This window comes from Halorussus sp. AFM4 (assembly GCF_051194995.1).
In the GTDB taxonomy this organism is placed as follows: domain Archaea; phylum Halobacteriota; class Halobacteria; order Halobacteriales; family Haladaptataceae; genus Halorussus.
Genome location: NZ_JBNTJT010000001.1, coordinates 339354 through 365887, shown reverse-complemented (window position 1 = coordinate 365887; position 26534 = coordinate 339354). Strand labels below are relative to the sequence as shown.

Below are 26534 nucleotides of genomic sequence, written 5' to 3'. Positions count from 1 at the left end.
AGTAGAACGAGTTCTTACGAGACCTACGACAGACAGAAATGGAAGACGGTCTCGAAAGCCCCCGCCCGGTCGCGGTCGTCGTCCGAGAGAGCGAAGCTCTCTCGTGATCACGAAAATCTCCGATTTTCGAACGACTCAGCGACATATCCTCGGCTCACTGCGTTCGCCTCGGATAGGGGTCGCTGAGGCGACTGAAGTGCACGCGACCGGGCGGCCCCTTTCAGTCCCCCGCAGTGGACTGCGTCACCGGGCGCACCCAGTGGTCTGCGCCACCGAACGTCGCGACTCGGATGTCGGGCGTCGCTACACCCACTCGAACCGCGTGCCGGCGCGCTCGGCGGTCTCCTCGTCGCTGGCCGAGTCGCCGACGAACAGCACGTCTTCGGGCGCGACGCCGAGCTCCTCGACCGCCGCGAGCAGCGCCTTCGGGTGGGGCTTCCGGTGGGGAACGGTCCCCCGGCCGACGACGCTGTCGACGTGGCCCGTCAGGTCGTGGCGGTCCAGCGCGATGCGGACCGCCGCCTCGTGGTTGAGCGAGCAGACCCCGACCGGGACCTCGCGGGCGAGCAGTTCGTCGGCCAGCGGGAGGCGCTCGGAGTCCCGGGCGCCGTCGCGCTCGGCGTCGGCGATGAGCTCGTCGGCCTCGTCGCCGACCCCCGCGTCCTCGGCGGCGTCGAGGAGATCCCACGCGCTCAGGGGGTCGGCGTCGACGCCCTCCCGCTCCAGCAGGTCGACCAGCCGGCGCTCGACGTCCTGCCAGTCGACGTCGAGCCGGACCAGCGTGCCGTCCAGGTCGTACACCACCGCCGCGAGGTCGTCGGTGCGGGCAGCTCCCGCCGTCGTGGCGTCGTCTCGGGTCACGGTCCGCGGTAGGACCACCGGCGAGAAATGGGTGTCGGTCAGCGGAGCTCGGCCTCGACCGCCTCCACCAGCGCGGTCACGTCGGCGTCGGGGTCGACCGCGAGGAACAGCCCCTGCTGGCCGACCAGCACGCGGATCACCGCGACGTGCTCCATGAAGGTGACGAACGACCGGACCTCGCCGGCGCCCCGGAACACGTCGGAGAAGAGGTCGCGCTCGGTGAAGTCGACGTGGACGTACGAGTGGACCTCCTCGAAGTGGTCGACCATCGCCTCGCGGTCGCCGCCGTACAGTGCCAACGTCTGGTCGTCGGCGTAGAGGGTACGGAACTCCTCGGGCGTGTACTCGACGCAGAGGCGCACCGCGTCGCCGGCCTCCCCGCGGGCCGCCGCCACGGCAGCGTCCGCCTCGAAGTCGACCAGCCCGGAGGGTTCGGAGATGACCATCTCGTTACCCCGATTCCCGTCGCAATTAATAAACGTGCCGGTAGTTCCAACCGTTGCGTGCGACGGCGACCCGGTGCCGGCCGCGAGTCGCTGGCGCTCGCCCCGCCGATCCGGACTCCGCGCTACTCCAGCACGTTCCGGGCGATGACCTTCTTCTGGATCTCGCTGGTCCCCTCGTAGATGGTCGTGATCTTCGAGTCCCGGTAGAGTCGCTCGACGTCGAAGTCGGTGGTGTAGCCGTAGCCGCCGTGGATCTGGACCGCCTCGTTGGTGACGTCGACCGCGGCCTCGCTCGCGAAGTACTTCGCCATGCTGGCTGCCAGCTCGACGTCCTCGCCCCGGTCGTCCCGCTGGGCGGCGTCGCGTGTCAGCAGCCGGGCGGCCTCCAGTTGCGTCTTCATGTCGGCGAGCTTGTGCCGGACGGTCTGGATGTCGGCGATCGGCTTGCCGAACTGCTCGCGGTCCCGGGCGTAGGCGACCGCCTCGTCGAGCGCCGACTGGGCGAGCCCGACCGCCTGGCTGGCGATGCCGATCCGCCCGCCGGTCAGGATGTGGAACGCCGCCGAGAGGCCCTTCCCCTCCTCGGTCAGCCGGTTCTCGACCGGAATCCGCACGTCGTCGAAGAGCAGGCTCGTCGTGTCGCTGGCCCGCAGGCCGAGCTTGTCCTCCTTCTTGCCCACTTCGAGGCCGTCGGCGTCCTTCGGGACGACGAACTGGGTGACCGACCGGGGGTCCTCGCGGTCGGTCTTGGCGAACAGCACGACCACGCCGCTGCGCTCGCCGTTGGTGATCCACTGCTTCTTCCCGTTGATGACGTACTCGTCGCCCTCGCGCCTCGCCTCCGTGGTCATCTCGGCGGGGTTCGACCCGGCCTGGGGCTCCGAGAGCGCGAACGCGCCCACGGGTCGGCCCCCGGCCATGTCTGGGAGCCACCGCTCCTTCTGGTCGTCGTCGCCGAACTCCGCGATACAGGAGGTCGCGAGGCTGTGGACCGACAGCGCGGTCGCCACCGACAGCGCCCCGTAGGCGACCTCCTCGTTGACGACGCTGTACGTCAGCCGGTCGACGTCGAGGCCGCCGTACGCCTCGGGGACCGTCAGGCTCGTCACGTCGAGGCCGCCGTACGCCTCGGGGACCGTCAGGCTCGTCACGTCGAGGGCCGCGAGCCCGTCCCACACCTCCTCGGGGAACCGCTGGTCCCGGTCGCACTCGGCCGCGGTCGGGCGGATCTCCTCGACCGCGAACTCCCGGACCGCGTCCCGGATCGCCCGTTGCTCGTCGGAGAGCTCCATGCCCGACCTGTCGGGGAGTGCGTGGAAAAAGTTGCCTGTTCTCGGTTCCCCGTCGCGCGCCGGCCCGTCGAGTACCCCTCTCAGTCCCCGCGGTCGCCCGACAGCCCGGCGCGGGTCGCGAGGTACTCCTGGCACACTCCCTCGACGACGACCCGGAGCTCGGGTTCCGGCAGGTCGGAGGCGGCGATCAGGTCGGGCAGCGCGGCCGCCGCGGCGACGAGGTGGTGGGCGTGGACCTCGACCTCCACGAACGCCTCGCCGTCGCGCTCGACCGTCTCGGCCTCGCCGAGCCGGACCGCGAGGTCCCGCAGGACGTCGAACTCCTCGAACGCTCCGACGCCGGCCAGCGTCTCGACGTCGAACCCCTCGTCGGGCGGCTCCGCGACGCCGTGGCTCGCGAGCAGGCCGGCGACCGCGTCGGCCAGCCCGTCGTACCGTCGCTTCCGGAGTCGTATCGTGGTCGGGCTCATGGGCGCGCTCCGCGTGCCGTCGAGGCCGTCATCGGTCGTCCCCGTCCTCCGGGTCGCTGCTCGTCGCGTCCTCGTTCCCGCCGTCGTTCCCCACGCCCATCACGTTCTCGTTCGCCAACAGCGCCCGGAGGTGCGGGAGCTCGTCCGACTCGTCGGGGACCCAGCGGTCGAGCGACGGCGCCTCCCAGTTCCGGACGGTCCCCGTGCGGGCGTCGTAGTCGACGAGTCCGGCGTCCGCCAGCCGGGGCAGGTGGTTGTGGTGCAGGTCGACGCGGACGCGCTCGCGCCGGTCGCCGGAGTCCGAGTCCCCGGCGTCCTCCCCGTCTCCGGAGGCCTCCCACTCGCGCTCCCACTCGGCGACCCGGGCCGCGACGTCGTCCAGGTCGAGGACCCGGTCCTCCCCGACCGCCGCCAGGCAGTAGAGCGCGTACCGGCGCCGGCGGTCCGCGAGCAGTTCGAAGACCGTGTCGAGCGACGGCCGCGTCTGGCTCACGCGTCCACCACCTACCGGCGGAGCAGGGTCTGGAGCGCCACCCGGGCCCCGGACGGGCGGTCGGCTCCCGACGGGCGGTCGGCCTCGGATGGTCGGTCGGCCTCGGATGGTCGGTCGGCCTCCGATAATCGGTCGACCTCCGATAATCGGTCGATCCCCGACGGGCTGTCGATCCCCGACGGTCGGTCGGCTCTCGACGGTCGGTCGTCGGCCGACGGTCGATCGGCGCTGGATGGCCGGTCGTCGGCCGACGCGGACGGCGGCGAGGTCGTCGTCCGCTTCCCGCGGTACGCCGCGACGGCGTTGCGGACGTCCCGGACGAACGGGCCGGGGTCGTCCGCGCTGAGGTAGTCGAACCGCGGGTGGCGCACGAGCGAGGCGCCGATCTCCAGCGCCCGGCGGGCCAGCGAGGGGCGCTCGACCAGGGGGTAGTCGTCGGCCGCGACGCTGTGGAGGTGGAGCAGCTCGCCCCGCAGCAGGTGGCCGGCCGCCCCGACCTCGTAGTCGGGCGCCCGGTCGATGGACTCCCCGCCGGCCAGCCGCCAGAGGAGGCCGGGGAAGTCGACGCCGGCCTGGACCGTGAACGGCAGCGACGACCAGAACCGGGGGTTGACCTCCATCAGCTTGAACTCGCCGGTGTCGGGGTCCCGGAGGAACTCGACCATCGCCACCCCGTGCCACTCCAGCTCGTCGAGCAGCCGCAGGCCCGCCGCCTCGAGCTCGGGGATGTCGACCGACTCGCGGTAGGCGCTGGGCCCGCCGGAGTACTTCCAGCCGCGGCGCTGGCGGTGCTGGAACGTCGCGACCGCCTCGCCCTCGTCGTACAGCGCGAAGAACCCGTACTCGTCGGACGCGGGGACGTACTCCTGGACCAGCGGGACGTGACCCATCTCGGCGACCAGCTCCTCGCGGTCGAGGGACTCGTCGGGCGCGACGTACCGGGTGGAGCTACACTGGGTGTGGCTCTCGGCGAACCGGTCGGAGTACTCGGCGGCGTGAACGGTGTAGCGCGGCTTGACGATGACGTCGCGGTCCCAGTCGTCCCACTCGTCGAGGCGACGCGTCGCCGGCATCCCGACGCCGGCGCGCCGGGCCGCGGCGAACAGCTCGACCCGGTCCTGGGCCCGCCGGAGCGCGTCGAGGGTGGGCCACGGCGCGCCCACGTGGTCGGTCAGCGCGTCCCTGTTCCGGGCCAGCGCGTACACGTCCGACTCCCGCATCGGCAGGACGGTCCCGACGTCGTCGCGCCGGGCGAGGTCGATCAGCGCCGTCTCGTACGCCGCCAGGTCGACTGTCGGGTCGGGAACGGGTACGGTTTCGTCGCAGTACTCGGACGCGAACCCCGGCGGGGTCGCCTTCTCCGAGACCGCGACGGTCGGGACGCCGCGGCGGCCGAGCGCGCGGAGCGCCGCCGTGCTGCTCGCCGTGTCTATCGCAGGAACCACCGCTCCCGCATCGGGGGGAAACCCGGGAGGGTTCATGGGTCAACCGACGGAGCCACCGGCCATTGTTATGCGGAACGTATCACCTCCCGGGTAGGTCCGAGAATCCTCGCTAGGGAGTAACAACCAACGAGCGGCGGAGCGGATTGGTGTTCCTGAACCCTAAACGGTTTTCGCTGTCAAGGCCGCAGGGTTCTGCCGACCGGAGATGTCCGCGTCGGCGATGACGACCGCGTGCGGGTCGGACCGAGCTAGCACTTCGGGCCCCGGCGGGGTCCGGGTCCGGTCGGCTACCCGTCGGTACCGAACGCCACGTCCGAGAACTCGAACCGGGCGCCGCCGGACTCGCTCTCGGTCACGTCGACCGACCAGCCGTACACCTCCGCGAGCTCCTCGACGAACGCCAGCCCGAGCCCGGTCCCGCCGGTGTCGGCCGCCGTGGTGAACCCCGCCTCGAACACCTGCTCGCGGCCCTCGGGCGGGATGCCCGCGCCGTCGTCGGCGACGTAGAACCCGACGACCTCCCCGTCGGACCCGCTCCCCCCGGGCGACGCGCCGTCGGCCGCGTCGCCGCTGCCCTCGGTCAGCGCGCCCACCCGAACGGCGACGTCCGGGCCGCCGTGCTGGACCGCGTTCTCGAACAGGTTGCGGAACAGGTGGCGGACGTACGTCTCGTCGGCCTCAAGCACCCGGTCGACGTCCACCGTCAGGGTCGCCTCCGCCGCGGTCACGTCCTCCCAGGCGTCCCGGGCCGCGTCGGCCAGCGACAGCGGTCCGCTCTCGCCGACCGCCTCCCGGCCGCGGGTGAGCACCAGCATGACGTCGATCATGTCCTCGATGCGGTCGAACGCCTCGGTGACGTACCCGACCGCCTCCGAGTCGGCGTCCGCGGGGAGCTGCTCGCTGTATATCTGCCCGATGGTGACCGGGTTCCGCAGTTCGTGGGCCAGCATGCTGGCGAACGACTCGAGCCGCTCGTTGTGCTCCTCGAGCCGCCGCTGGGACTCCCGGCGGTCGGTGATGTCGGTCAGCGTGGCGACGCCGCGGGCGACCGCCCCGTCGGCGTCGCGGACCGGCATCCCGTGGGCCATGACGACCCGGCGCTCGCCGTCCTCGGCCTCGATCTCGAAGACGTCCGGTTCGGTCACCTCCTCGCCGTCGAGGACCCGGGCCAGCGTCCACTCAGCGGGCGCGACCCGCTCGCCGGTGTCGGCCCACCGCGCCCGGTAGCGGGCGTAGTCCGCGACGGCGTCGGCCTCGAACGACCCGACGCCCCAGATGCGCCTGGCGGCCTCGTTGGCCTCGATGAGGCCGCCGTCGGCGTCCGCGACCAGGACGCCGACCGGGAGCACCTCGAACAGCGTCTCGAGCTGCTTGCGGTGGTCCTCGAGCTCGCGCTCGGCCCGCTTGCGCTCGGTGATGTCGGCGAGCGCGCCCGGGAACGTGGTCGGCTCGCCGGACTCGTCGCACTCGACGTAGCCGCGGGCCACGACCCACCGGAGCTCGCCGTCGGCGTTCCGGACCCGGTACTCCTCCTCGTAGTCGCCGCAGGTCTCGACGGCCTCCTCGATGGACCGCTCGACCCGGTCGCGGTCGTCCTCGTGGATGGACGCGACGAACCGGTCTATCGAGACGCCCTCGCGGGCCGCCTCGGGGTCGACGCCGAACACCCGCGCGAACGAGGTGCCGCAGACGAACTCGTCGTCGGGGATGTGCCACTCCCAGGTCCCGACCGCGCCGGCCTCGGCCGCGGCTTCGAGCTGGGACTTGGCGTCTCGGAGGTCCCGCTCGCGCTCCTTGCGCTCGGTGACGTCCTGGGACATCCCGAGCGCGGCGAACACCTCGCCGTCGTCGTCCCGGACCGGGAGGAAGTGGAACTGGTAGATCCCGCCACCGACGCGCTCCTCGAACGAGGCGGCCTCGCCGTCGAGCGCCGCCTCGTAGTGGGGGACGACGACGTCGGCCAGCTCCTCGGGCAGTCCCTCGCGCAGGCGCCGCCCCACGAGTTCGTCCCTGTCGACGCCCTCGACTTCGGGCGTCCCGCCGAAGCTGACGTACCGGAGGTCCTCGTCGACCAGCGCGACCGCGCCGTTCGGGAAGTGCTCGTTCAGCGTCCGGAAGTGCGACCGATACCTCTCGAGCTCGCGTTCGCGCTCCTTCTGCTCGGTGACGTCCTGGGACATCCCGAGCGCGGCGAACACCACGCCGTCGTCGTCCCGGACCGGGACGATGCGGACCTGGTAGCTGCGGCCCTCGAACTCGATGTCGAACGCGCTCGGCTCGCCCCGGAGGGCGGCCGCGTAGGACGACTCGAACTCGTCGGCCAGTTCGGGCGCCAGCACCTCGCCCACCGGCCGGCCCTCGAGGTCGTCGGACCCGACGTAGTCGCCGATGGGGTCGCCGCCGACGGTCCGGTACCGCAGGTCCTCGTCGACCAGCGCCACCGCGCCGTTCGGGAAGTGCTCGACCAGCGTGCGGTAGCGCCGCTCGGACTCCTCGAGGCGGCGCTCGCGATCCCTGCGTTCGGTCACGTCCCGGAAGTACACCGACAGCCCGGTCTCGGAGGGGTAGGCGTGGACCTCGTACCACGCCGCCAGCGGCTCGGGGTAGTAGAACTCGAAGGTGGTCGGCTCCTGGGTCGCCATCGCGGTCCGGTACTCCTCGCCGAGCCGCGAGCCGTCGGCCCACTCGAACACCTCCCAGAACTCCTCGCCGACGAGTCCCTCGCCCCGGTAGTCGATGAGCTCCTCGGCGCGGTCGTTGGCGTAGGTGAACCGCCAGTCGGCGTCCAGCGCGTAGAACGCGTCGGTGAACCGGCCGACCATCTCGTCGAGCTCGTCGGCGAGCTCGCGCTCCCGGCGCTTCATCGCCGTGACGTCCTCGTAGGTGGTGACGATCCGGTCGACCGCGCCGCCGGTCGCGATCGGCGCGGCGCTGACCGACAGCCACCGCCGCTCGCCGCCCGGTCGCTCGAACCCCAGCACCCGGTCGTACACCGGCTCGCCCGTCGCCAGCGCCCGGGCGAAGGGCCACTCGTCCGGCGGCACCGGGTCGCCGTCCTCGCTGACGAAGAGACACCCGTCCCCGTCGAGGCCGAGTCCCGCGGCGGGACCGGAACCGGCCGATCCGTCGCCGCCGAGCCCGAGCAGCTCCCTGGCCCGCTCGTTGGTCCGCGAGACGTCGCCGCCGGCGTCCCGGACCACCACGCCGACCGGGCTGGCGTCGAGCACCTCGTCGGTCAGGTCCCGCTCGCGCTCGAGCTGCCGGTCGCGCTCGCGGAGCGCTCGCTCGGTCCGGCGCCGGTCGGAGACGTCCCGGACGACTCCGAGCGTCCCCCGGAACGCGCCGTCCTCGACCAGCAGGTTCAGCCGGAGCTCGCAGGGAATCTGGCCGCCGTCGGCGGTCCGGACGTCGAACTCGAAGGTGTCCCGGCGCCCGTCGGCGCCCGCGAGCCGCCGGTCGATCTCGCGCTCGACCGCCGCGACGTCGTCGGCGTCGAGGAGCACCGAGACGTGCTCGCCGAGCAGTTCGTCGCGGGGGTACCCCGTCGTCTCGACGACGACGTCGTTGACCGCGACGAAGCGGCCCTCGGCGTCGAGTTGGTAGATCCCGTCGTCGATGGCGTTGACCAGCGTCCGGTACCGGGCGAGCGCCTCCCCCTCGTCGGCGTCCGCCCAGAACTCCGTTCCCGACGCCTCCGCCCGTTCGCTCATACCCGCGATAGTGAACCGAGTCGAATAAGTCTTCATGCGACTCCGTTCTCCGGGTCGGCGGCGCCGCCGGCCCGCGGTCCGTCCCCGCCTACCGCTCCCGCAGGAACGCGACCACCTCCTCGGGGTCGGCGTCGAGTCCGCCGCCCTGGGCGAACGCCGGGCTGCCGCCGCCCCCGCCGCCGAACTCGGCGGTCACCTCGTCGACCACCTCGCTCGCGTCCGGAGCGCCGCCGGTCGCGGCCACGACGAACGTCCCGCCGTCGGTCCCCGCGAGGACCGCCGCGTCCGGTGCGTCGGACTCGCCGTCGGCGTCCGATCCGTCCGCGTCGCCGGCCACCAGTTCGCGGGCGCGGTCGGCGACCTCGTTCGGGCCGAACGCCGACACCGTCCCGACCAGCCACTCGCCGCCGTCGCGCTCGACGGGGTCGGCCCGGAGGTCGGCGAGCCGGGCGTCAAGCAGTTCCGCCCGGGCGTCGCGGAGGTCGGCCTCCAGTTCCTCGATCCGGTCGCTGACGCGCTCGGCCGCCGCCGGCAGTTCGGCGACGCCCACGTCGAGGGTCCGGGCGGCCTCGCGGGCGGCCAGCGCGTCGTCGGCCCGGCGGCGGACCGCGGTCGGCCCCACCGCGAACTCGACCCGGGTCAGCCCCTCGCCGGGGTTCGACCGGTCGAGGACGGTGACCGGCCCGATCTCGCGGGTGTTGGTCACGTGGGTGCCGCCGCAGGCCGCCCAGTCCCAGCCCTCGATCTCGACCACCCGGACCGAGTCGGCCTCGCTCATCACGCCCTCCTCGGTCTTCGTGTTGAACGCCACCTCGTCGCGCTCGCGGGCCTCGGCCTCGGGGATCTCCGCCCACGAGACCGGCAGCGAGTCCCAGACCGCCCGGTTCGTCAGCCGCTCCAGTTCGGCGAGCGTCCCGTCGTCGATGTCGGTCGACGTGGTGAAGTCGACTCGGACCTTGCGCTCGCCGATGTCGAACCCGCCGTAGCCCAGGTCGTCGAGCACCCGGCGGCCCGCGCCGTAGAGGGCGTGGCTCGCGGTGTGGGCCCGGGCGCAGTAGGTCCGGAACTCGTCGTCGATCTCGGCGGTGACGGTCTCGCCCGGCTCGACGTCCGGCTCCGCCGCGAGGCGGTGGACGACGGTCCCGTCCTCGCGCTTCCGGACGTGCTCGACGTCGGTCCCGGCCAGGGTCCCGCGGTCGGCGGGCTGGCCGCCGCTCTCGGCGTAGAAGTACGTCTCGTCCAGCGCGACCGTCCGGCCCTCGACCTCGGCGACGGTCGCCTCGAACCGGCGCACGTCGGGTTCGCGTGCCGCGAGTTGGCTCATACCGTGTCGGGAGTCGGCCGGCGGACTAAAAGCTCACGCCGTCGGGGCGATCTCGCCGGGCGAGGGCCGTGAGGAAGGGCCGGTCCTCACCTGCCGTCCGCCGACTCGGCGGCGACCAGGTCGGCCCGCGCTCGCGCCTTGAGGTAGTCGATGGCGGCGATGGCGACCGGCGCCGCGAGCAGCAGCCCCGCCAGCAGCGCCCGGTCGCGCGGGCCGAGGGCGACGCCGAGCGCGGACATGGCGACGACGAACAGCGCCGCCGCGCCCGCCACGCCGCCCACCCGCCTGCTGGCCCGGCCGAGGTCGAACCCGCCCGCGGGCCGCCACACCAGGTTCTCGGCCGCGACCGCGAGGCCGACGCCCTCCGCGACCCCGAGCAGGGCGTAGGTCCCGGCCGGGTACGCCGGCAGCGGGTCCGGGAGCGCGACCACCGCGACGACCGCGAGCACGCCGAGCGCCCCCGCGGTACGGCTCCGGAGGGCCGCGAGCAGCCGTGTCGCCGGCGAGGGCTCCTCGCCGAGCGAGTCGCTCAGTCGATACACGGGCGAGGGTTCGGCGATGGCAGTTATCAATCTTCTCGGCGGTCGCTCGCCGGTCGGACGAGAGGCACACCGCGCGGCCGCCGCGTGCCGTTGCCGCGGTCCGGTTCTCCCGGGTTTCACTGGAAGGTAAAAATTGATAACGGGTGGTCGATAGCCGCCGCTATGTATCTCTGGCACGCGACCTGGACCCCGGACGGCGACTCCGACGAGGAGCGCCGGGTCCGATTCGAGGCCGACTACGACCGACTCGGCGACGCGGACGTCATCAGACGGGCCTACAGCGCGACGCGCCGCCAGAAGGTCGTCGACGAGTACGCGCTCACCCGGTACTGGCGGCTCGCCGACCTCACCGGCACCTACGCCGCGATCGCCGACACGCTGGGCGAGAAGCGCTACCCCGAGCTGACCGCGTGGCTGGAGGAGCGCCCCGAGGTGCTCGACGTGCGTCCGCGGACCCCCGTGATCGACGCGATACTGGAGTCCCGGGAGGACGGGCCCGCCCTCGAACGCGCGCTCCAGGAGCGACTCGGCGCCGACGTCTCGGCGATCGTCGACCGCACGTCGACCCGGAAGCCGGGGTCGCCCGGCGTAATCGGGCAGTTCCCGCGGCTCCAGCTGAAGACGGAGTTCAGCCTCGCCGATGCGGTCGAGCGCCACGCAGACGACGAGTAGAGAGCGAGAAACAGCCCGATCAGGCCACGTCCTCGACCGCCGCGCGGAACACGTCGAAGCCGAGTTCGATCTCGCGCTCGGTGACGTCGAGCGGCGGGAGCAGCCGCAGCGTCTTGTAGCCACAGCCCAGGGTGAGCAGTCCGCGCTTCAGCGCCGCCTTCACCACCGCCTCGCGGCGCTCCTTGGTGTCGAACTCGACCGCGAGCATCAGCCCCCGGCCCCGGACGTCGACCGCGTTCGGCAGGTCGGCGTCCTCCAGCAGTTCGCGGAACTGCCGGCCGCGCTCGCGGACGTTGGCCAGCAGGTCGTGCTCGCGGATGGCGTCGATGGTGAACACGCCCTGCATCGCGTCGACGATCTTGCCCGCGCCCCAGGTCGAGGAGAGCCGGGCCTTCTCGGTCGGGAACAGGTCGGCGTTCGCGACGGTCGCGCCGGCCCGCAGCCCCTTGGCCGAGGTGATGACGTCGGGTTCGAGGTCGAGGTGGTCGACGCCCCACATCTCGCCGGTCCGGCCCAGCCCGGACTGGATCTCGTCGGCGATGACGTTGACGCCGAACCGCTCGCGGATGTCGGCGAGGTCGTCGACGAACCCGTCGTGGGGGACGCGGTAGCCGCCCTCGCCCTGGACGGGTTCGAGGATGAGGAACGCGACCTCGTCGGGGTCGACGACGCCCTGCTCGGGGTCGAGCTTGTCGGCGATCACGTTGCCGCCCGGCCCGTCGGTCAGCCACTTGCGCTCGTAGGCCTCGTCGGTCGAGGGGTAGGGCACCGACATCACGCCGCCGATCTCGGGGTAGCCCTTCCGGTGGTTGACCTTCGAGCGGTTGAGCGACAGCGCGCCGAGCGTCCGGCCGTGGAACGCGCCGTCGAACGTGAACGCCCGGTGGCCGCCCCGCGCGTAGCAGATCTTGACGGCGTTCTCGACCGCCTCGGCCCCGGAGTTCGAGAGGAAGACGGTGTCGAGGTCGTAGTCGGCGGTCAGGTCGGTGAGCCGCTCCATGAGCTGGGTCGGCCCGGGGAGCTCGGGGTCCTCGGGCGGCCAGCCGCCGGCGGCGTAGAAGTCCTGGCCCGCTATCTTGAGCGGGTCGACCAGGTCGAACTCCGCGAACCTCTCCATGATCTTGGGGTTGTTGTACCCCAGCGGCGCGGCCGCCACGTGGCTGGTGAAGTCCATGAGGACGTTGCCGTCGACGTCGGTGCAGAACGGCCCCTCGGCCTCCTCGGTGAAGTCCCAGACGAAGTCGTAGACGTAGGTGCTGGGGGCGGAGAACTGGTGGTGGTAGTCCGCCCACTCCTGGGCCCGTTTTCCGGGCATCTCCTCGACGCGGGGTTCAGCGGTGTCTCGGTCCATGCGACGGGGTATGGAGACCCGCCCTATAATTAAATTGGTTTCTTGCGCTTCGTGCAAAAGTTGCAGCAGTTTCGAATCGGCCGGGCCGGATTCAAACGGCCGCCAACACCGCGGCGGCCGCCGACCCCGCGAGCAGGACGCCGCTCCACGCCGCGACCCGGTAGGCGAACGACCGGTTCGGCGCCGAGAGGGTCAGCGCTGCCTTCACCGTGATCGAGGAGGCGGTCGCCAGCAGGATGCCGAACACGGACGTCTGGTGGCTGATGGTCCCGCCCATGTAGAGCAGGACCGCCGAGGACGTCGCGCCGGCGCTCGAGACCAGCCCCGACAGCACGGCGGTCACGTAGAACCCGGCCGAGCCGAACTGCTGCTGGGCGAGGGCGCCGCCGACGATGACCAGCAGGAAGATGGCGCCGAAGCCCAGCGCGTTCCGGAGCGAGAACGGGCTCTCGAGGTCGATGTCGACCTGCTGGGACCAGTCGGCCGCGTAGGCCGCGATGGCGACGCTGCCGAGGATGACCGCGCCCAGCGGCAGGACGGCGCCGTAGAGCACCGGCTTGTCGCTCGGCAGGGTGAACGCCAGCGCGATGGCGAGGTTCCGGACCGCCATCGCGGCGTCGGCCAGCAGGATGGCCGCCACGCCGTAGGAGGCCGCCTCCGGGCGCTGGTTCACGTGGTCGAGCATGGTGCCGACGACCGCGGTCGAGGACGCCAGCCCGCCGAAGAAGCCGGTGACCGCGATGCCCCGGCCGCCGTACGTCTTGACCACGGCGTAGTTGACGATGCCGATGGCCGCCACGGTGACGACCATCAGCCAGACCGTCCGGGGCTCGATGCCGTAGGCGAACTGCTCGGCCGGCAGCAGCGGGTAGATGACGAACGCCAGGATGGCGAACTCGACCGCCGACCGGAGCTCCTCGCGGGACATCCCCCACGCGAAGCTGTGGAGCTCGCGCTTGAGGACGAGCAGCAGCGACGACAACACCGCCACCGTCACGCCCACCAGGATGTGGCCGTCCATCACGAGCGCGCCGACGCCGAACGCGACCAGCATCGACACCGAGGTGGTCAGCGACAGGCCGACGTCCTCGTCGTCGGCCAGCAGCCCCTGGACCGCCAGCAGGACGCCCTGGACGATGACGAGCAGGCCGCCCAGCAGCAGCAGGACGTCCCGGTCGAGGATGGTGAACACCGCGCCCAGCAGGCTGATGAGCGTGAACGTCCGGATGCCCGCGGGCTTGTGCGACCACTCCCGCTCCAGCCCGAGGAACAGCCCCAGCGCGCCCGCGATGGCGATGCGCACGACGTCGCTGTCCAGCGGTACCTGCGTGAGGAGGTCGACGATACTCGGCACTTCTCTCACTATTGCTATGTAGGCATAAATATCTCTCCCCCAAACCGCACGCTGGCGGCCGGAGCGCCCCGAGGCGGGCGTCGTGACTCACCCGGAGACTGGCGCCACGAGTCGCCCGAGACTATCGTCGGGGGCCGGCGGAAGCGCCCCGGGCCGCCCGGACTCTCTCGACTGCGAACATTTTTACCACCGGGCTCCCCTCCCATGGGTATGGTCGCCGGTCTGGACATCGACCGCGGGCGTCTCGCCTGGTGGCTCGTCGGGCTCGCGCTCGGCGCAGCCGTGCTGTTCGTGGTCTTCTCGTTCGTGGGCACCTTCGTCTTCGGCGTCTTCCTCTACTACGCGACCCGGCCGGTGTACCGGCGGCTCCGGCGGCGGGTCCGGCCGCCGAGCCTGGCGGCCGCCACGGCGCTGTTCGCGCTGGCGCTCCCGGTGCTGCTGCTGATGACCTACACCGCCGCGATCGCCCTCCAGGAGTTCGACAAGATCGCGAGGCGGACCGACGTCGACGGCCTCCGGACGGCCATCGAGCCCTACATCGGCGTGTCGTCGCTCGCGCTGCGGCCCGACGAACTGCTGGCCGACCCCGACCCCGCGCTGCTCCGGGAGATCGGCCTGTCCGCGCTCGACTACGTCGGGTTCATCGGCAACGGGCTGCTCCACCTGTTCGTGATGATCGCCATCGCGTTCTACCTGCTGCGGGACGACCACCGACTCTCGCGGTTCTTCCGCCGGCAGTTCGGCGACGAGGGCGGCGTCGTCGAGTCGTACGTCCGGGCGGTCGACCGCGACTTCAACTCCATCTTCTTCGGCAACATCCTGAACGCGCTGCTGACCGGCACCATCGGCGCGGCCTCGTACAACGTGCTCAACATGATCGCGCCGACCGAACTCGTGGTGCCGTACCCGACGCTGCTCGGCCTGCTGACCGGCGCGGCCAGCCTCGTCCCCATCGTCGGGATGAAGCTGGTGTACTTCCCGGTGTCGGCGTACCTCGGCATCGAGACCGCGGTGGCCGACCCGACGTTCCTCTGGTTCCCGGCGCTGTTCTTCGCGGTGTCGCTCGTGCTCGTGGACACGATCCCGGACCTGGTGCTCCGGCCGTACGTCTCGGGCCGGAACCTCCACGTCGGGCTCGTGATGCTGGCGTACATCTTCGGCCCGCTGCTGTTCGGCTGGTACGGCATCTTCCTCGGGCCGATGGTGCTGGTGCTGGTCGTCCACTTCGTGCGCATCGTGCTGCCGGAACTGATCGCCGGCGAGCCGATCCGGCCGTGGGCGGTCGACCCGACCTACCTCTTCGACCCGGAGCCGGCCGACACGCAGCTGGCGAACGAGGTGGGCGCCGACGGCGGCGAACCGACCGGCACCGAACCGGCGGGCGCGACAGACGCGGGGGCCGACGACGGCGGTTCGGCCGGCGAGGCGACGTCGAACGAGATCGACGACCCCGCGCACGGGGAGACCGACGCCGACGGGTCGACGCGGCGGCCGACGGACGGGTAGCTCGGTGACAGGCGAGGTGCGCAGAGCCGTTCGGTGACCGACAGGTGACTCAGCGTCGTTCGAGGGACGTCCCGTCACGGGGGCAGTGCGAGAACTCGGGGTCGCGCGTCCGGAAGCCGCAGCGGGGGCATTCCTTCACCGGCGGCGCGTCGGTCGCCGCGCCGACCCGTCCGTCGGCGGAATCCGGACTCCCGCCGCGGCCGCGAAAGAGGATAGGGACGAACGGCAGGACGAAGAAGACGACCAGCGTGTCGAAGTAGTACCAGGCGGCGAGGCTGACGGCGAGGCCCGCGGCGAGACCGACCAGCGCCGTCGCGGTCCGCGAGCGCATCTCACGCTTCGACGCTCAGGTCGATGTACTGGGACTCCCACTCCCGGCGGGCCTCGATCTCCCTGTCCCCCCGGCGGGTCAGCGTGTAGTAGTTGGTGCGGCGGTCGCGCTGGCCCTTCTCGACCAGTCCCTTGTCGACGAGCGTGTCGAGATTGGGGTAGAGCCGGCCGTGGTGGATCTCCTTCTCGTAGTAATCCTCGAGTTCGTCCTTGATAGCGAGCCCGTGCGGTTCGTCCAGCCCCGCGATGACGTACAGCAGATCCCTCTGGAAACCTGTCAGGTCGTGCATCGGTAACGTGCGAGCTTGGTCGCCGACCGAAATGAAGATAACGGCCCCGCGTTGCCGACTCTCGGCGTGTAACTGCCGCGGTACGTTCCGGAGACGCCGCCGCCGCTCCGCCGACTTCTCCGACCGGCGTCACGACCGGCGGCGAACTTAAGCGGGTCGCGCGCCTCTGTCCGGACATGCCAGAGGAAGTGCTGTTCGAGACCGAGAACCGGATGTCCCGGAGCGACGTCGCGGCGTACCTCCGCACCGTCGCCGAGAAGCTGGAGTCGGGCGGCGACCTGACGCTGTCGGCCGGCGACCAGTCGGTCACCCTCGACCCGCCCGCGCAACCGACCTTCGAGGTGAAGGCCGAGCGCGAGACGCCGGGCGGCGGCGGGCCGGGCGAGCTCAGCGTCGAGTTCGAGCTGGAGTGGGACGAGGACGGCGGCGACGGCGGGACCGGCGGCTCGCTGGAGATCGAGTAGCCCCGACGCCCGAACTGCCCGTTCCTCTCGGTTCGCTCCGTCGTCTCAGATAGCGAACCGCCATCTGGGATACGGAACCTGCGGCCGCGCTAAACCCACGGACGCGGCTCTCGTGTACGTGAATTGGCGCAGTACGTGAACCGGCGCAGACGCACCAGTATCTACAGGAACACGGACTCGGAACTGCGAGACGTGATCTCCGAAAGGATATGGAAATGAAGCGGAAAACGCGGGGGTGAAAAAGCCCCGCGAACCGCTTGCCGCCCTGAATTGGTCCCCGCTGACGCTTCGGCCCTCCAAGCGAAGCGTCACCTGAACCAAAACGCCCCATAGACTTAAACCTAACGCCGCCGGTATCCTGTTCCGGTTCGGTGGTGTAGTGGGGCCTCAGGTGCCCTACGGCGGAAACCGCGCGGAGCTGTTGGCTGGCTCATATGTGTTCCTCCTCGAGGACCCAGCCGAGCGCCCGCTTGTAGTACGTGAACATCTGCCGGACTCCCTCGTGGCGCATGTTCTCGTCCTCGAGGTGCTCCTTCAGGAACTCGTACTGCTCGCGGATCTCCTCCTCGTCTCGCATACCCGCCGGTTCGGGGCCGCGGGTAATGAGTCCGGCGGGACTCCGGACGGCCGAGACCGCCCAGCCCGGACGGACCAGGGGTCGCGCGCCGCGCACACCGCCGCCCGGCGAGGCGGCGCGCCGCGTGGTCACTTCCGGTCGAGCCGCGACAGGCCGTGCCAGATGGCGTCGACCAGCCGGTCCTCCCCGGTCCCCGCGGCGTCGTCCCACCCGCGGGCCAGCGCGTCCTCGACGGCCGCGAGGTCGTGGTTCTCGAAGTTGTTCATCCCCCGGAACGCCTCGAGCGCCTCGCGGTCGGCCGGGCCGAACTCGCCCGCGTCGGTCGCGTCGGGCGCCCCGCTCTCCTCGTAGAATCCGAGGTCGGCCAGGGTCGCCGCGACCTCCTCGGCCGCCTCGCCCGACAGCTCACGCAGGTCCTCGGGCTCCTCGCGTTCGAGCAGGGTCACGTCGTAGATCTTGAACACCCGCTCGAGCTCGTCGATGGGCGCCTCGTGGTCGTCGACGCGGACGTCGATCCAGCGGTCGTTCTTCCCGTCGTAGCCGCCCTCGGGCTTGGCGACGTACATCGCGGCGCTCTGCTCGCCGCGGCTGTCCCCGCCGGCCTCGTTGCCGGCGTGGAGGGCGGCCAGCAGCCGCTCGGGCAGGCCGGCTCCGGCGGTCTCGGCGCTCTCGTAGGCCCTCGCCATCGCGTCCAGCGTCTCCTCGTTCTCTAGGATGTTGCCCTGGACGGTGTAGGTCTCGCCCTGCCGGTCGCCGGCGACCTCGAAGCACTCCTCGCCGGTGAACGCCGCGACGGAGCCGTCCTGGCCCACGACGCCGACCTGCCGCTGGGCCGCCTCCGGGTCGTCGTCGGTCAGGGCCGCCACGACCTCCTCGGCGGACTTGCCCGCCCGGAGCAGGTCGAGCCCGTCCGGGCCGTAGGCGACGTTCGCGAAGCTCTGCGTGGCGACGGCCCCGGCGTCGGCGCCGGCGAAGGGGACGACGGAGCCGACGCTGACGAACTTCGACTGGACCGCCACGCCGACCGCCTCGGTCTCGGGGTCGCGCGCGACGATGGAGAACGTGGATGGTCGCGGTTCCATGGTGGGCAGGTCGGAACCGACGACGAAAAGGGTTCGGCCGGCGGCCGTGGTCACCGGTTCCGCCGCCGACGGGCTCGGTCTCCGGTTCCGCCGCGGCCGACGTCAGTCCCCGGTATCACCTCCGGTCTCGTCCCCGGAGGTGCGCTTCGCGGCGGTCAGCGGCTGGCGCTTCGCCAGTCCGCAGTCGAACGCCGGGTGCTCGGCGAAGTGCCGCACCAGCATGTGGCGCCGGCCGCCGGTCAGTCCCGACCGGCCGACGTCCTCGGCGGTGAACTCCGCGGGCAGCCGGTCGTACAGCCGGCGCAGCGCCGCGAAGCTCTCGAACACCTTGCTGTGGCCCGACGAGTCGGCGTTCCGGCGCTCGACGACGTAGCTGCCGTCCTCGCGGTGGGTGCCGACCGTGCGGACGAACTCCCGGCGCTCGGTCAGCGCGTCGCCCAGCGCCGCCCGCAGCTCGTCGGCCTCGGCTCTGGAGAGCTCGTGGCGCTCGCCGGCGACGGTCACCGCGACCGTCCCGCCCGCGTCGGACTCGGCGGTGGAGTGGTTACGCTCGGCGGCGAATTTCTCGACCAGCCGCCGAGTGGCGACTTACTCTATCCTCGGACGCCTCGGTGGAGAGGCCGTGACTCGACATTGCGTCCGGTGCTACCGCGACCGAGGTGATAAATGTCGGGGGCGGTCGCAAGGTTTTCGACGGCCGCCCCGGTGGCGTCGTCACCGACTCGCGTCTCGCCCTCACCGCTGGGCGGCCAGCAGCAGCGCCACGACCACGTTGTACACCACCAGCCCCGCCAGCACCGCGCCGACCGAGAGCCCCAGGAAGGTCGCGCCGACGACGACGCCGCGGCCCGGGTCGGCGGCCACCGCCACCGCGACGGTCGACAGCGAGATCAGCACGAACCCGAGCGGCACCCCGTACGCGCGCCAGAAGTCCCCCGAGACCGGGAGGCGGACCGTGACGGGCCCGAGTCTGCCGCTCGGTTGCATGAGCTAGGCTGTCTCGCCGTTCCGGTATAAGTTTTGAGGGGTCGCCCGCGATACTCGGCGCGTTTCGGCGTCTGCGCCGGCCGTGGCGTGGCGGCGTACCGTTGACTGCTCGACACCAGTCGAGGGGAACGTCCGCGCCGCGGAGGCGGGGCGTCCGGCCGCGAGAGCGACCGTGTTTTGTGTCGGGCCGACCAACGACCCGACATGAAGGTTCGCGGCCAGCGCGAGTGCTCGGACTGCGGCGCGCGGTGGTCCTACTACGAGACGGGCAGCGTCGAGTGCCCGGAGTGCGGCAGCCTCCGGAGCGTCGGCGTCGACGACGACCGGCGGCTCCACACCGACTCCCCGGCCGAGCTCGACCTGACCGAGGCCCGGGAGGCGGTCGACGCCCGACCGCTCCGGGAGGTCGCCGACCGGGCCGACGAGCTCGCCCGCGGCTACGTCCGGAAGCGCGGGTTCGTCCGCGGCGGCGACCTGCTCGACCTCGACGAGACGTACCTCGCGGCCCAGGAGCTCCGCCACGCCGCCGACGTGGTGCGCCGGGGCCTCGACCTGAGCGACGACGAGGAGTGGTACTTCCTCGCGCTCCTCCGGGGCGCCGACGCCGACCCGGAGACCGACCGCGACGCCGACCCGCGGCCCGCGCCCGGCGAGGTGCCGACGTCGATGCACCCGGTTCGGGGGCTGGCCTACGCCGAGGCGGTCGAGGAGTACCGCGGCGACGCGGCCGACTGGGCCGACGAGAACGACGTCGACGCCGCCGGCCGGGACGCCCTCGAGAGCCTGGGCGACCGCGTCCGGCGCGTCGAGGCGCTTGAGGGCGACGTCGACGCCGAGACGTCGGAGCTGCTCGTGACGGCCGCCCGCGAGGTGGGCCGGTACCTCCGGGCGGGCGACGCCGACGCGCTGGCGAGCGCCCGGCAGCGGTTCGACAGGCTGGCCGAGTGACGCCTGGCTACTCGAACGTCTCCCGCAGGTCGTCGCCGATGGCCTCGACCGCCTCGTGGGCCCGGTCGACGGTGGGCTCCTCCAGCATGCCGACGAAGCCGTGGATCATCCCCTCGTAGTTACGGTGGGTGACGTCCACGCCGGCGTCGGCCAGCGCCTCGGCGTAGGCCGCGCCCTCGTCGCGCAGCGGGTCGAAGCCGGCGGTGACGACCGTCGCGGGCGGGAGGCCGGCGTGGTCGCAGGCCTGCAGCGGGAACGCGTAGGGGTTGCGGGCCTCCAGCGGGCTCTCGAACAGCTGGTCGGCGAACCACTCCATCTCCGACTTCGTGAGGAAGTAGCCCTCGGCGTTCTCCTCGGTCGAGGGCCAGTCGTCGCTCGGGCTGGTCGCGGGGTAAACGAGCACCTGTCGGTCGATGTCCGGTCCGCCCCGGTCGCGGGCCACCAGCGCGGCCACCGCCGCGAGGTTGCCGCCGGCGCTGTCGCCGCCGACCGCGAGGCGGTCCGGGTCGACGCCGATTTCGGCGCCGTGCTCGGCCACCCACTTCACGGCGGCCACGGCGTCCGCGGTCGCGGCCGGGAACGGGTGTTCGGGCGCCAGCCGGTAGTCGACCGAGACGACCGCGCAGTCGGCTGCGTTGGTCAGGTGCCGACAGAGCGTGTCGTGGGTGTCGATGCTGCCGACGACCCACCCGCCCCCGTGGAAGTACACCAGCACGGGGTGCGGTCGGTCGTCGTCGGGCCGGTACACCCGGATCGGCAGTTCGCCGCCGGGGCCCGGTATCGTCCGGTCGGTCGCGTCGGCGACCGCCTCCGACGACTCGCGGGTCCGGAACTCCTCGAAGAGCGCCCGGGCCTCCTCGGGGTCGAGCGTCGAGAGGTCCGGCATCCCCTCCTGGTCGAGCTGTTCGAGCACTTCCTGTATTTGCGGGTGGGGTTCGGAGGCCATGGGTGTCACTCCTCCCGAACCGAAATAAAACTCCGCCTCGACGACACCTTTTCAACACACGTTAACGTACAACACGACATGGCGTCAGGCGCCACCTCGCGGCTGCGGCAGATAGCCAAACTGGGGGTCGTCGCGCTGGTCGTGGGACCCCTACTGGTCCGGTGGGGGTTCGTCGGGGCCGACCTCGTGCCCCGCGTCTCGTCCGAACTTCCCGCGCTCGCAGTCCCGTCCGAACTGCTCGCGCGGGCGGTCGGCCTGCTGGTCGTCGCGGTCGTCGTCGGCCTGCTCGTCCGCCAGAAGCGCAGCGTGCGCGGGCAGCGCTCGTCGGCGGACGCGTCGGAGTGGAACGCGGACCGGCAGATCGACGGGAGCGAGGAACGCGACACCACGGGGCGCCGGTAGCACCGGGTCGAGCCGACCGATTGCAGCGACCTCAGGGGAGGTCTACCGCGACGTCCTCCTGCAGACCGGCCGCCTTCACGGTGTTGTAGAGCAGCATCGCGCGGGTCATCGGGCCGACGCCGCCGGGGACCGGCGTGATGGCGGCTGCCTTCTCTTCGGCGCTCTCGAAGTCGACGTCGCCGACGAGTTCGTAGCCCTTCTCGTTGTCGGCGTCGACGCGGTTGACCCCCACGTCGATGACGACGGTCCCCTCCGAGAGCATCGACCCGTCGACGAGCTCGGGGACACCCGCGGCCGCGACGACGATGTCGGCCGCGCGGGTGTGGGCCGCGAGGTCCTCGGTCCGGGAGTGACACACCGTCGTCGTGGCGTTGCCGAGCGGCGACTTCTGGATCAGGAGGTTGGCCATCGGCTTGCCGACGATGTCCGAGCGACCCACGATCACGGCCTCGGCGCCCTCGGTATCGACGCCGGCGTGTTCGAGTAGCTTCTGGATGCCGTGGGGCGTGCAGGGCTTGAACCGCGGGTCGCCGGCGACGAGCCGGCCGACGTTCTCGGGGTGGAAGCCGTCGACGTCCTTCTCGGGCGCGACGCTCCGGAGCACCCGGCGCTCGTCGACCTGGTCGACGACCGGCATCTGGACCAGGATGCCGTGGACGTCGGGGTCGGCGTTGAGGTCCTCGACGGTGTCGTACAGCTCCTGTGCGGGGGCGTCCTCGTCGATCTCGACGTGGATGCCCTCGATGCCGACCTCCTCGCAGTCGCGCTGCTTCATCGAGACGTACGTCTCGCTGGCTGGGTCGTCGCTCATCAGCACCGTGGCCAGTCCGGGTTCGACGCCCGCGTCGGCGAGCGTCTCGATGCTGTCCCGCAGGTCGTCGCGGATCCGCTGGGCGACGGCGTTCCCGTCGATTACCTCCGTCATGCGTTCAGGTGGGACGCCGAGCCATTTCAACCCTCGGGTTCGTGCCTATTTTCCGGAACGAAACTGTGATTATGTGCATGTTCGTGTGATTTCTCGGTCTCCCTACCCGGAGATCCGTCACCGATGGGCCGTCGCCGTGTCGCCCGAGTCCACCGTCCGAGTGCCGGCAGAGACGACGTGACCGCTCGCGTCGACTGGACGACAGCGGAGACCGATCGTAGAATCCGACGTTCCGTCAGCGGAACGAGTCTCCCGCCGACGAAAGAGGGATTCCGACCGTGTAAGAAAGCATACGGCCGGAGTAAGGCGTGCCTACTCGTAGAGCGGGTTGGCCTCGCAGAGCTCCTGCACCTGTTCGGCCACCTCGCCTCTCACGTCGTCGTCGTCGACGTTGTCGACCACGTCGGCGATGAGGTCGCCGACGTACCGGGAGTCGTCCTCGTCGAAGCCGCGGGTCGTGAGCGCCGGAGTGCCGGCGCGGATGCCGCTGGTGACGAACGGCGAGCGGGTCTCGCCCGGCACGGTGTTGGCGTTCAGCACGATACCGACGTCCTCCAGCGCCTCCTCGGCGTCCTTTCCGGTCACGTCCTCGTGGGACTCCCGGAGGTCGACCAGCACGAGGTGGGTGTCGGTGCCGCCCGAGACCAGGCCGAAGCCGCGGTCCTGGAGCTGCTCGCCCAGCGCCTCGGCGTTGGCGACGGTCTGCTCGGCGTACTCCTCGAACTCGGGCTCGAGCGCCTCCCTGAACCCGACCGCCTTGCCCGCGATGTTGTGCATCAGGGGGCCGCCCTGCATCCCCGGGATGACCGCCGAGTCGACGTCGTCGGCGTACTCCTCGTCGCAGAGGACCATCCCGCCGCGGCCCGCCCGGATGGTCTTGTGGGTCGACCCGGTGACGAAGTCGGCGACGCCGACCGGCGAGGGGTGGACGCCGGCGGCCACCAGCCCGGTGATGTGGGCCATGTCCGCGAGGTGGTATGCGTCGACCGCGTCCGCGGCCGCCTGGATGGTCTCCCACTCGACCTCGCGGGGGTACGCCGAGTAGCCCGACACGATGATGTCGGGCTCGAACGCCTCGGCGTGCTCCCGGAGCGCCTCGTAGTCGAGGTAGCCCGTCTCGGGGTCGACCTCGTACTGCTCGACCTCGTAGAGCTGGCCGGTGAAGTTGGCGTGGTGGCCGTGGCTGAGGTGGCCGCCGTGGGTCAGGTCCAGCGACAGGATCTTGTCGCCGGGGTCGAGCATGGCGAAGTAGACGGCCATGTTGGCCTGGGTGCCCGAGTGGGGCTGGACGTTGACGTGCTCGGCGCCCCACAGCTCCTTCGCGCGCTCGATGGCGAGCTCCTCGACGGTGTCGACGTGCTCGCACCCGCCGTAGTACCGCGAGCCGGGGTACCCCTCGGCGTACTTGTTGGTGAGGACGCTCCCCTGGGCCTCCATCACCGCCTCGCTGACGTGGTTCTCGCTGGCGATCATCTCCAGGGTGTCGCGCTGGCGGTCGACTTCGGCCTCCAGGGCGTCGGCGACCTCCGGGTCGACGGCGCGGACGCGGTCGTACTCCATGGGAAAAATCGGTGCGTCCCGGAGTATAAGCTTACCTTTCGAGGGAAAGACGCCGGGCGACAAAAATATAAAGTCCCGGTGAGACACGTTGTACAACGCCGACATGATCGAGTGGGAGGAGACGAGTTCTGGGTTGCGCGTGTTCGACCGGACCAAGACGGAGGTGTCGATCGAGACCGACGCCTGGACCCCGGTCGAGGACGGCTACGACATCGACCGCCCGCTCGACGAGACCGTCTCCGGCCGCGTCTCCGAGCTCCGGCTGCCGCCCGCGCTGGTGAAGGCGACCGAGCTGGAGACGGGCGAGGAGTACACGCACGGCGGCGACGCCGACCCGCTCGACCTGCCCCCGGGGGAGTACCTGCTCAACCTCAGCCTCAACGTGAAGACCTACCTCCGGTTCTCGGGCGCCGCGACGATAGCCAAGACGCCGGACTACAACGAGCTCCACGTCTCCTTTCCGGACCCCGTGCCGGTGACCTTCGGGTTCCGGAGCCACCACGAGGAGCCGGTCGACACCGTGACGGTCCCGCCGACGCCCGCGGGGGTGGCGACGGCGGTCACCCACCTCTCGTCCTCGCACAAGGTCACGGGTCCGGACCGGTCGTACCCCACGCTCCGGGGCCATCCGCCCCGCATCGACCTCGGCGACGAGACCGACGTGCCCGACCGGGTCCGCGACGAGCGGTTCGACGTCGGCATCGAACTGGTCGTCCCCGACAGCGTCGAGTACGCGTTCGTGGCGGCGCCGCTGGCCTACTACCTCCAGGCCGAGCTGCGCGTCGAGGACCGCCGCCGGCCGGTGCTGCGGGCCCCCGAGAGCGGGGTGGACCGCCGCTTCGGGTCGCTGCCCCGGTTCCAGCACGAGGCGGCCGCCCTGCTCCGGCGGACGTTCTTCATGGACTGCCTGGTCCGCAACGCCGGCGAGTACAGCTGGGACCTGGCAGAGCTCTCGCTGCTGGACGACGTCGACGTCGACGCCGCGGCCACCTACGCGGCCTCGCCGGCCGAGCAGCTGGCGACGTACCTCGACGCGCCGTACGAGCGCATCGACGACGACCTGCCGGAGTGGCACCTCGCCATGCACGTCACGCCCCGGGCCGAGAACGCCGCGTCGCTGCCGTACTTCCTCGACAAGCTCAGCCTGGTCTACCTCCCCGAGTCGACCGACCTCGAGAAGGACGAGCTGCTGAACAAGTCTATCGACGACTTCTACCGCGCGGACCCGGATCGGACCGGGTCGCCGCGACCGTCGCCGGCGGCCGGGCTGGTCCGGAAGGGGCCGGGCCCGGTGCGGTCGGTCGACCGGCGCAACCCCGTGCTCCACGAGGGGCAGGTCAACGGGTGGCTCGCCGAGGGCGTGCCCATCGACGTGTTCAAGGCCGTCCCCGACGCCTACGAGAACCGGTTCGACTACTTCGACCGCGACGGCGGCGACATCGACGTGACGGTCGTCCTCAACGACGAGGAGATGGTCGACGAGCACGAGACCGTCGCGGGCATCTACGAGGAGCGGGCCGAGCGGCTCCCCATCGACGTCACCGTCCACGAGCACCTCTCGAAGGCGGAGCTCGCCGACGTGCTGGAGTCGCCCCACGACTTCGTCCACTACATCGGCCACTGCGAGGAGGGCGGGCTCCGGTGTCGCGACGGCAACCTCGCGGTCGCCGACCTCGACCGCAGCCGGGTCCAGACGTTCTTCCTGAACGCCTGCGGCTCCTACTACGAGGGCCGCGACCTGATCGAGAAGGGCAGCGTCGCGGGCGCGGTGACGTTCACGAAGGTGCTCAACAAGCAGGCCGCGAAGGTCGGGGTCGCGTTCTCCCAGCTGCTCATCAACGGCTACGACATCGCCCACGCCATCCAGCTCGCCCGGCGCCGCATCATGATGGGCAAGGACTACGCGGTGGTCGGCGACGGGACCCACCAGCTCACCCAGTGCGACAACCGCTACCCCATCACCGCGACGCTGGAGGAGGACGGCGACGACTACCGGGTCGAGTACACCACCCTCTCGATGCCGAACATCGGGGGCGTCTACCAGGTGTACCGGGACGGCGACGAGAAGCCCAGGCTCCACGGCAACGAGTCGGCGTTCACGCTCGACGAGCCCGAACTGCTCTCGCACCTCGAACGGGCGAAGGCGCCGTTCGTGTACGACGGCGACCTCTTCTGGTCCGAGGAGCTCTCCGCAAAAATCAGGGGTTCTTAAGGTCCGCTGGTCGCGCCGGCGGCCTCCTGTGTTCGCACGATGACCGCCCCGCTGAGCGCCAGGGCGTACGCGACGTCCATCGCTCGCGGGCTGTCGACGATCCGCTGTCGGATTTTACCTCGCATGGTCCGGTTCTTGTTAGTCAACCTCACTACTTGATTGTTGCGCATCTTTCATCCGTTAGTACTCGGAGAATAACTCCGGAAATCTGCCGTTAAACCTACGGACGCGCGTCCTGAATCCGCGACGTCGACCTCTCCACCGCGGCCCCGTCCCCGGGTTTCGGCCGGCGGCTCGGCCCCGCTCGTCGACCACCACGAAAACCAAAGCCGCTGGCCGGCTTTC

General features: G+C 71.2%; 27 protein-coding genes. 6 read left to right on the top strand and 21 right to left on the bottom strand.

What is annotated here, in order from left to right; translation table 11 throughout:
- Nucleotides 1-303: 303 nt before the first annotated feature.
- The 9 genes from ACQUQF_RS01825 to ACQUQF_RS01785 all read right to left on the bottom strand — a co-directional run bounded on the left by ACQUQF_RS01825 (nt 304) and on the right by ACQUQF_RS01785 (nt 10583).
- Nucleotides 304-861 carry an HAD family hydrolase gene (locus tag ACQUQF_RS01825; protein WP_435175142.1) on the bottom strand — a complete coding sequence of 186 codons (558 nt, stop codon included), beginning with the start codon at nt 859-861 and terminating at the stop codon, nt 304-306.
- Between the two features lie 38 nt (nt 862-899).
- On the bottom strand, nt 900-1307 hold the full coding sequence (locus ACQUQF_RS01820) for a hypothetical protein (RefSeq protein ID WP_435175140.1): 408 nt from the start codon (nt 1305-1307) through the stop codon (nt 900-902).
- 122 nt (nt 1308-1429) lie between these two features.
- A complete protein-coding gene (locus ACQUQF_RS01815; protein ID WP_435175138.1) occupies nt 1430-2599 on the bottom strand; it encodes an acyl-CoA dehydrogenase family protein in 1170 nt (389 codons plus the stop codon).
- A gap of 80 nt (nt 2600-2679) precedes the next feature.
- On the bottom strand, nt 2680-3069 hold the full coding sequence (locus ACQUQF_RS01810) for a hypothetical protein (protein ID WP_435175136.1): 390 nt from the start codon (nt 3067-3069) through the stop codon (nt 2680-2682).
- 28 nt (nt 3070-3097) lie between these two features.
- Nucleotides 3098-3562 carry a DUF7344 domain-containing protein gene (locus ACQUQF_RS01805; RefSeq protein WP_435175134.1) on the bottom strand — a complete coding sequence of 155 codons (465 nt, stop codon included), beginning with the start codon at nt 3560-3562 and terminating at the stop codon, nt 3098-3100.
- A gap of 11 nt (nt 3563-3573) precedes the next feature.
- Nucleotides 3574-5043, bottom strand: a complete 1470-nt coding sequence (locus ACQUQF_RS01800) for a carboxylate--amine ligase (protein WP_435175132.1) — start codon at nt 5041-5043, stop codon at nt 3574-3576.
- Nucleotides 5044-5294: 251 nt separating this feature from the next.
- Nucleotides 5295-8717 carry a PAS domain S-box protein gene (locus tag ACQUQF_RS01795; RefSeq protein ID WP_435175130.1) on the bottom strand — a complete coding sequence of 1141 codons (3423 nt, stop codon included), beginning with the start codon at nt 8715-8717 and terminating at the stop codon, nt 5295-5297.
- Between the two features lie 88 nt (nt 8718-8805).
- Nucleotides 8806-10041, bottom strand: coding sequence for an alanyl-tRNA editing protein (locus ACQUQF_RS01790; protein ID WP_435175128.1), 1236 nt, complete (start codon nt 10039-10041; stop codon nt 8806-8808).
- Between the two features lie 86 nt (nt 10042-10127).
- Entirely contained in the window at nt 10128-10583 is a 456-nt protein-coding gene (locus ACQUQF_RS01785) for a hypothetical protein (RefSeq protein ID WP_435175126.1), read from the bottom strand.
- Nucleotides 10584-10745: 162 nt separating this feature from the next.
- Between ACQUQF_RS01785 and ACQUQF_RS01780 the strand changes: the two genes are divergently transcribed.
- Nucleotides 10746-11255 carry a hypothetical protein gene (locus ACQUQF_RS01780; RefSeq protein WP_435175124.1) on the top strand — a complete coding sequence of 170 codons (510 nt, stop codon included), beginning with the start codon at nt 10746-10748 and terminating at the stop codon, nt 11253-11255.
- Between the two features lie 19 nt (nt 11256-11274).
- Here ACQUQF_RS01780 and ACQUQF_RS01775 read toward each other — a convergent pair whose 3' ends face one another.
- Both ACQUQF_RS01775 and ACQUQF_RS01770 read right to left on the bottom strand, forming a co-directional pair.
- Nucleotides 11275-12606: an aspartate aminotransferase family protein gene (locus tag ACQUQF_RS01775; protein ID WP_435175122.1), complete on the bottom strand. Its 1332-nt coding sequence runs from the start codon at nt 12604-12606 to the stop codon at nt 11275-11277.
- A 91-nt stretch (nt 12607-12697) separates the two neighbouring features.
- Complete coding sequence (locus ACQUQF_RS01770; protein WP_435175120.1) at nt 12698-13960, bottom strand: MgtC/SapB family protein; 1263 nt, start codon at nt 13958-13960, stop codon at nt 12698-12700.
- 210 nt (nt 13961-14170) lie between these two features.
- Between ACQUQF_RS01770 and ACQUQF_RS01765 the strand changes: the two genes are divergently transcribed.
- Nucleotides 14171-15466, top strand: a complete 1296-nt coding sequence (locus ACQUQF_RS01765; protein ID WP_435175118.1) for an AI-2E family transporter — start codon at nt 14171-14173, stop codon at nt 15464-15466.
- Between the two features lie 49 nt (nt 15467-15515).
- Here the strand turns inward: ACQUQF_RS01765 and ACQUQF_RS01760 are convergent, their stop codons facing one another.
- On the bottom strand, nt 15516-15797 hold the full coding sequence (locus ACQUQF_RS01760; protein ID WP_435175116.1) for a hypothetical protein: 282 nt from the start codon (nt 15795-15797) through the stop codon (nt 15516-15518).
- A 1-nt stretch (nt 15798) separates the two neighbouring features.
- On the bottom strand, nt 15799-16086 hold the full coding sequence (locus tag ACQUQF_RS01755) for a PadR family transcriptional regulator (protein WP_435175115.1): 288 nt from the start codon (nt 16084-16086) through the stop codon (nt 15799-15801).
- Between the two features lie 176 nt (nt 16087-16262).
- Here ACQUQF_RS01755 and ACQUQF_RS01750 point away from each other — a divergent pair, with 176 nt between their 5' ends.
- Nucleotides 16263-16550 carry an amphi-Trp domain-containing protein gene (locus ACQUQF_RS01750; protein ID WP_435175113.1) on the top strand — a complete coding sequence of 96 codons (288 nt, stop codon included), beginning with the start codon at nt 16263-16265 and terminating at the stop codon, nt 16548-16550.
- 430 nt (nt 16551-16980) lie between these two features.
- Here ACQUQF_RS01750 and ACQUQF_RS01745 read toward each other — a convergent pair whose 3' ends face one another.
- From ACQUQF_RS01745 to ACQUQF_RS01730, 4 genes are all read right to left on the bottom strand, one after another.
- Entirely contained in the window at nt 16981-17127 is a 147-nt protein-coding gene (locus tag ACQUQF_RS01745; protein WP_435175111.1) for a hypothetical protein, read from the bottom strand.
- Between the two features lie 128 nt (nt 17128-17255).
- Nucleotides 17256-18209 (bottom strand): DUF1028 domain-containing protein, encoded by a 954-nt coding sequence (locus ACQUQF_RS01740; protein ID WP_435175109.1) that lies wholly within the window; start codon nt 18207-18209, stop codon nt 17256-17258.
- 102 nt (nt 18210-18311) lie between these two features.
- On the bottom strand, nt 18312-18713 hold the full coding sequence (locus ACQUQF_RS01735) for a DUF7528 family protein (RefSeq protein ID WP_435175107.1): 402 nt from the start codon (nt 18711-18713) through the stop codon (nt 18312-18314).
- A 231-nt stretch (nt 18714-18944) separates the two neighbouring features.
- The gene (locus ACQUQF_RS01730) at nt 18945-19196 is read right to left on the bottom strand and encodes a hypothetical protein (RefSeq protein WP_435175105.1); all 252 of its coding nucleotides are present in this window, start codon (nt 19194-19196) and stop codon (nt 18945-18947) included.
- Between the two features lie 204 nt (nt 19197-19400).
- Here ACQUQF_RS01730 and ACQUQF_RS01725 point away from each other — a divergent pair, with 204 nt between their 5' ends.
- Nucleotides 19401-20144, top strand: a complete 744-nt coding sequence (locus ACQUQF_RS01725) for a DUF7117 family protein (protein WP_435175103.1) — start codon at nt 19401-19403, stop codon at nt 20142-20144.
- A 7-nt stretch (nt 20145-20151) separates the two neighbouring features.
- Here ACQUQF_RS01725 and ACQUQF_RS01720 read toward each other — a convergent pair whose 3' ends face one another.
- Complete coding sequence (locus ACQUQF_RS01720; protein WP_435175102.1) at nt 20152-21090, bottom strand: alpha/beta hydrolase; 939 nt, start codon at nt 21088-21090, stop codon at nt 20152-20154.
- A 78-nt stretch (nt 21091-21168) separates the two neighbouring features.
- Here ACQUQF_RS01720 and ACQUQF_RS01715 point away from each other — a divergent pair, with 78 nt between their 5' ends.
- Nucleotides 21169-21492, top strand: a complete 324-nt coding sequence (locus tag ACQUQF_RS01715) for a hypothetical protein (protein ID WP_435175100.1) — start codon at nt 21169-21171, stop codon at nt 21490-21492.
- 31 nt (nt 21493-21523) lie between these two features.
- Here ACQUQF_RS01715 and ACQUQF_RS01710 read toward each other — a convergent pair whose 3' ends face one another.
- A complete protein-coding gene (locus ACQUQF_RS01710; RefSeq protein WP_435175098.1) occupies nt 21524-22417 on the bottom strand; it encodes a bifunctional methylenetetrahydrofolate dehydrogenase/methenyltetrahydrofolate cyclohydrolase in 894 nt (297 codons plus the stop codon).
- Nucleotides 22418-22729: 312 nt separating this feature from the next.
- Complete coding sequence (gene glyA / locus ACQUQF_RS01705) at nt 22730-23977, bottom strand: serine hydroxymethyltransferase (protein WP_435175096.1); 1248 nt, start codon at nt 23975-23977, stop codon at nt 22730-22732.
- A 103-nt stretch (nt 23978-24080) separates the two neighbouring features.
- Between glyA and ACQUQF_RS01700 the strand changes: the two genes are divergently transcribed.
- Nucleotides 24081-26189, top strand: coding sequence for a hypothetical protein (locus ACQUQF_RS01700; protein ID WP_435175094.1), 2109 nt, complete (start codon nt 24081-24083; stop codon nt 26187-26189).
- Here the strand turns inward: ACQUQF_RS01700 and ACQUQF_RS01695 are convergent.
- Nucleotides 26186-26314 carry a hypothetical protein gene (locus ACQUQF_RS01695; protein ID WP_435175092.1) on the bottom strand — a complete coding sequence of 43 codons (129 nt, stop codon included), beginning with the start codon at nt 26312-26314 and terminating at the stop codon, nt 26186-26188. The genes ACQUQF_RS01700 and ACQUQF_RS01695 overlap by 4 nt on opposite strands.
- Nucleotides 26315-26534: the final 220 nt, after the last annotated feature.

Bases quoted from the DNA above. Each gene is read 5' to 3' on its own strand.
- ACQUQF_RS01820 (WP_435175140.1), bottom strand. From the start codon at position 1,307: ATGGTCATCTCCGAACCCTCCGGGCTGGTCGACTTCGAGGCGGACGCT.
- ACQUQF_RS01815 (WP_435175138.1), bottom strand. From the start codon at position 2,599: ATGGAGCTCTCCGACGAGCAACGGGCGATCCGGGACGCGGTCCGGGAG.
- ACQUQF_RS01810 (WP_435175136.1), bottom strand. From the start codon at position 3,069: ATGAGCCCGACCACGATACGACTCCGGAAGCGACGGTACGACGGGCTG.
- ACQUQF_RS01800 (WP_435175132.1), bottom strand. From the start codon at position 5,043: ATGAACCCTCCCGGGTTTCCCCCCGATGCGGGAGCGGTGGTTCCTGCG.
- ACQUQF_RS01795 (WP_435175130.1), bottom strand. From the start codon at position 8,717: ATGAGCGAACGGGCGGAGGCGTCGGGAACGGAGTTCTGGGCGGACGCC.
- ACQUQF_RS01790 (WP_435175128.1), bottom strand. From the start codon at position 10,041: ATGAGCCAACTCGCGGCACGCGAACCCGACGTGCGCCGGTTCGAGGCG.
- ACQUQF_RS01780 (WP_435175124.1), top strand. From the start codon at position 10,746: ATGTATCTCTGGCACGCGACCTGGACCCCGGACGGCGACTCCGACGAG.
- ACQUQF_RS01775 (WP_435175122.1), bottom strand. From the start codon at position 12,606: ATGGACCGAGACACCGCTGAACCCCGCGTCGAGGAGATGCCCGGAAAA.
- ACQUQF_RS01765 (WP_435175118.1), top strand. From the start codon at position 14,171: ATGGTCGCCGGTCTGGACATCGACCGCGGGCGTCTCGCCTGGTGGCTC.
- ACQUQF_RS01760 (WP_435175116.1), bottom strand. From the start codon at position 15,797: ATGCGCTCGCGGACCGCGACGGCGCTGGTCGGTCTCGCCGCGGGCCTC.
- ACQUQF_RS01755 (WP_435175115.1), bottom strand. From the start codon at position 16,086: ATGCACGACCTGACAGGTTTCCAGAGGGATCTGCTGTACGTCATCGCG.
- ACQUQF_RS01750 (WP_435175113.1), top strand. From the start codon at position 16,263: ATGCCAGAGGAAGTGCTGTTCGAGACCGAGAACCGGATGTCCCGGAGC.
- ACQUQF_RS01745 (WP_435175111.1), bottom strand. From the start codon at position 17,127: ATGCGAGACGAGGAGGAGATCCGCGAGCAGTACGAGTTCCTGAAGGAG.
- ACQUQF_RS01740 (WP_435175109.1), bottom strand. From the start codon at position 18,209: ATGGAACCGCGACCATCCACGTTCTCCATCGTCGCGCGCGACCCCGAG.
- ACQUQF_RS01730 (WP_435175105.1), bottom strand. From the start codon at position 19,196: ATGCAACCGAGCGGCAGACTCGGGCCCGTCACGGTCCGCCTCCCGGTC.
- ACQUQF_RS01725 (WP_435175103.1), top strand. From the start codon at position 19,401: ATGAAGGTTCGCGGCCAGCGCGAGTGCTCGGACTGCGGCGCGCGGTGG.
- ACQUQF_RS01720 (WP_435175102.1), bottom strand. From the start codon at position 21,090: ATGGCCTCCGAACCCCACCCGCAAATACAGGAAGTGCTCGAACAGCTC.
- ACQUQF_RS01715 (WP_435175100.1), top strand. From the start codon at position 21,169: ATGGCGTCAGGCGCCACCTCGCGGCTGCGGCAGATAGCCAAACTGGGG.
- ACQUQF_RS01710 (WP_435175098.1), bottom strand. From the start codon at position 22,417: ATGACGGAGGTAATCGACGGGAACGCCGTCGCCCAGCGGATCCGCGAC.
- glyA (WP_435175096.1), bottom strand. From the start codon at position 23,977: ATGGAGTACGACCGCGTCCGCGCCGTCGACCCGGAGGTCGCCGACGCC.
- ACQUQF_RS01700 (WP_435175094.1), top strand. From the start codon at position 24,081: ATGATCGAGTGGGAGGAGACGAGTTCTGGGTTGCGCGTGTTCGACCGG.
- ACQUQF_RS01695 (WP_435175092.1), bottom strand. From the start codon at position 26,314: ATGCGAGGTAAAATCCGACAGCGGATCGTCGACAGCCCGCGAGCGATG.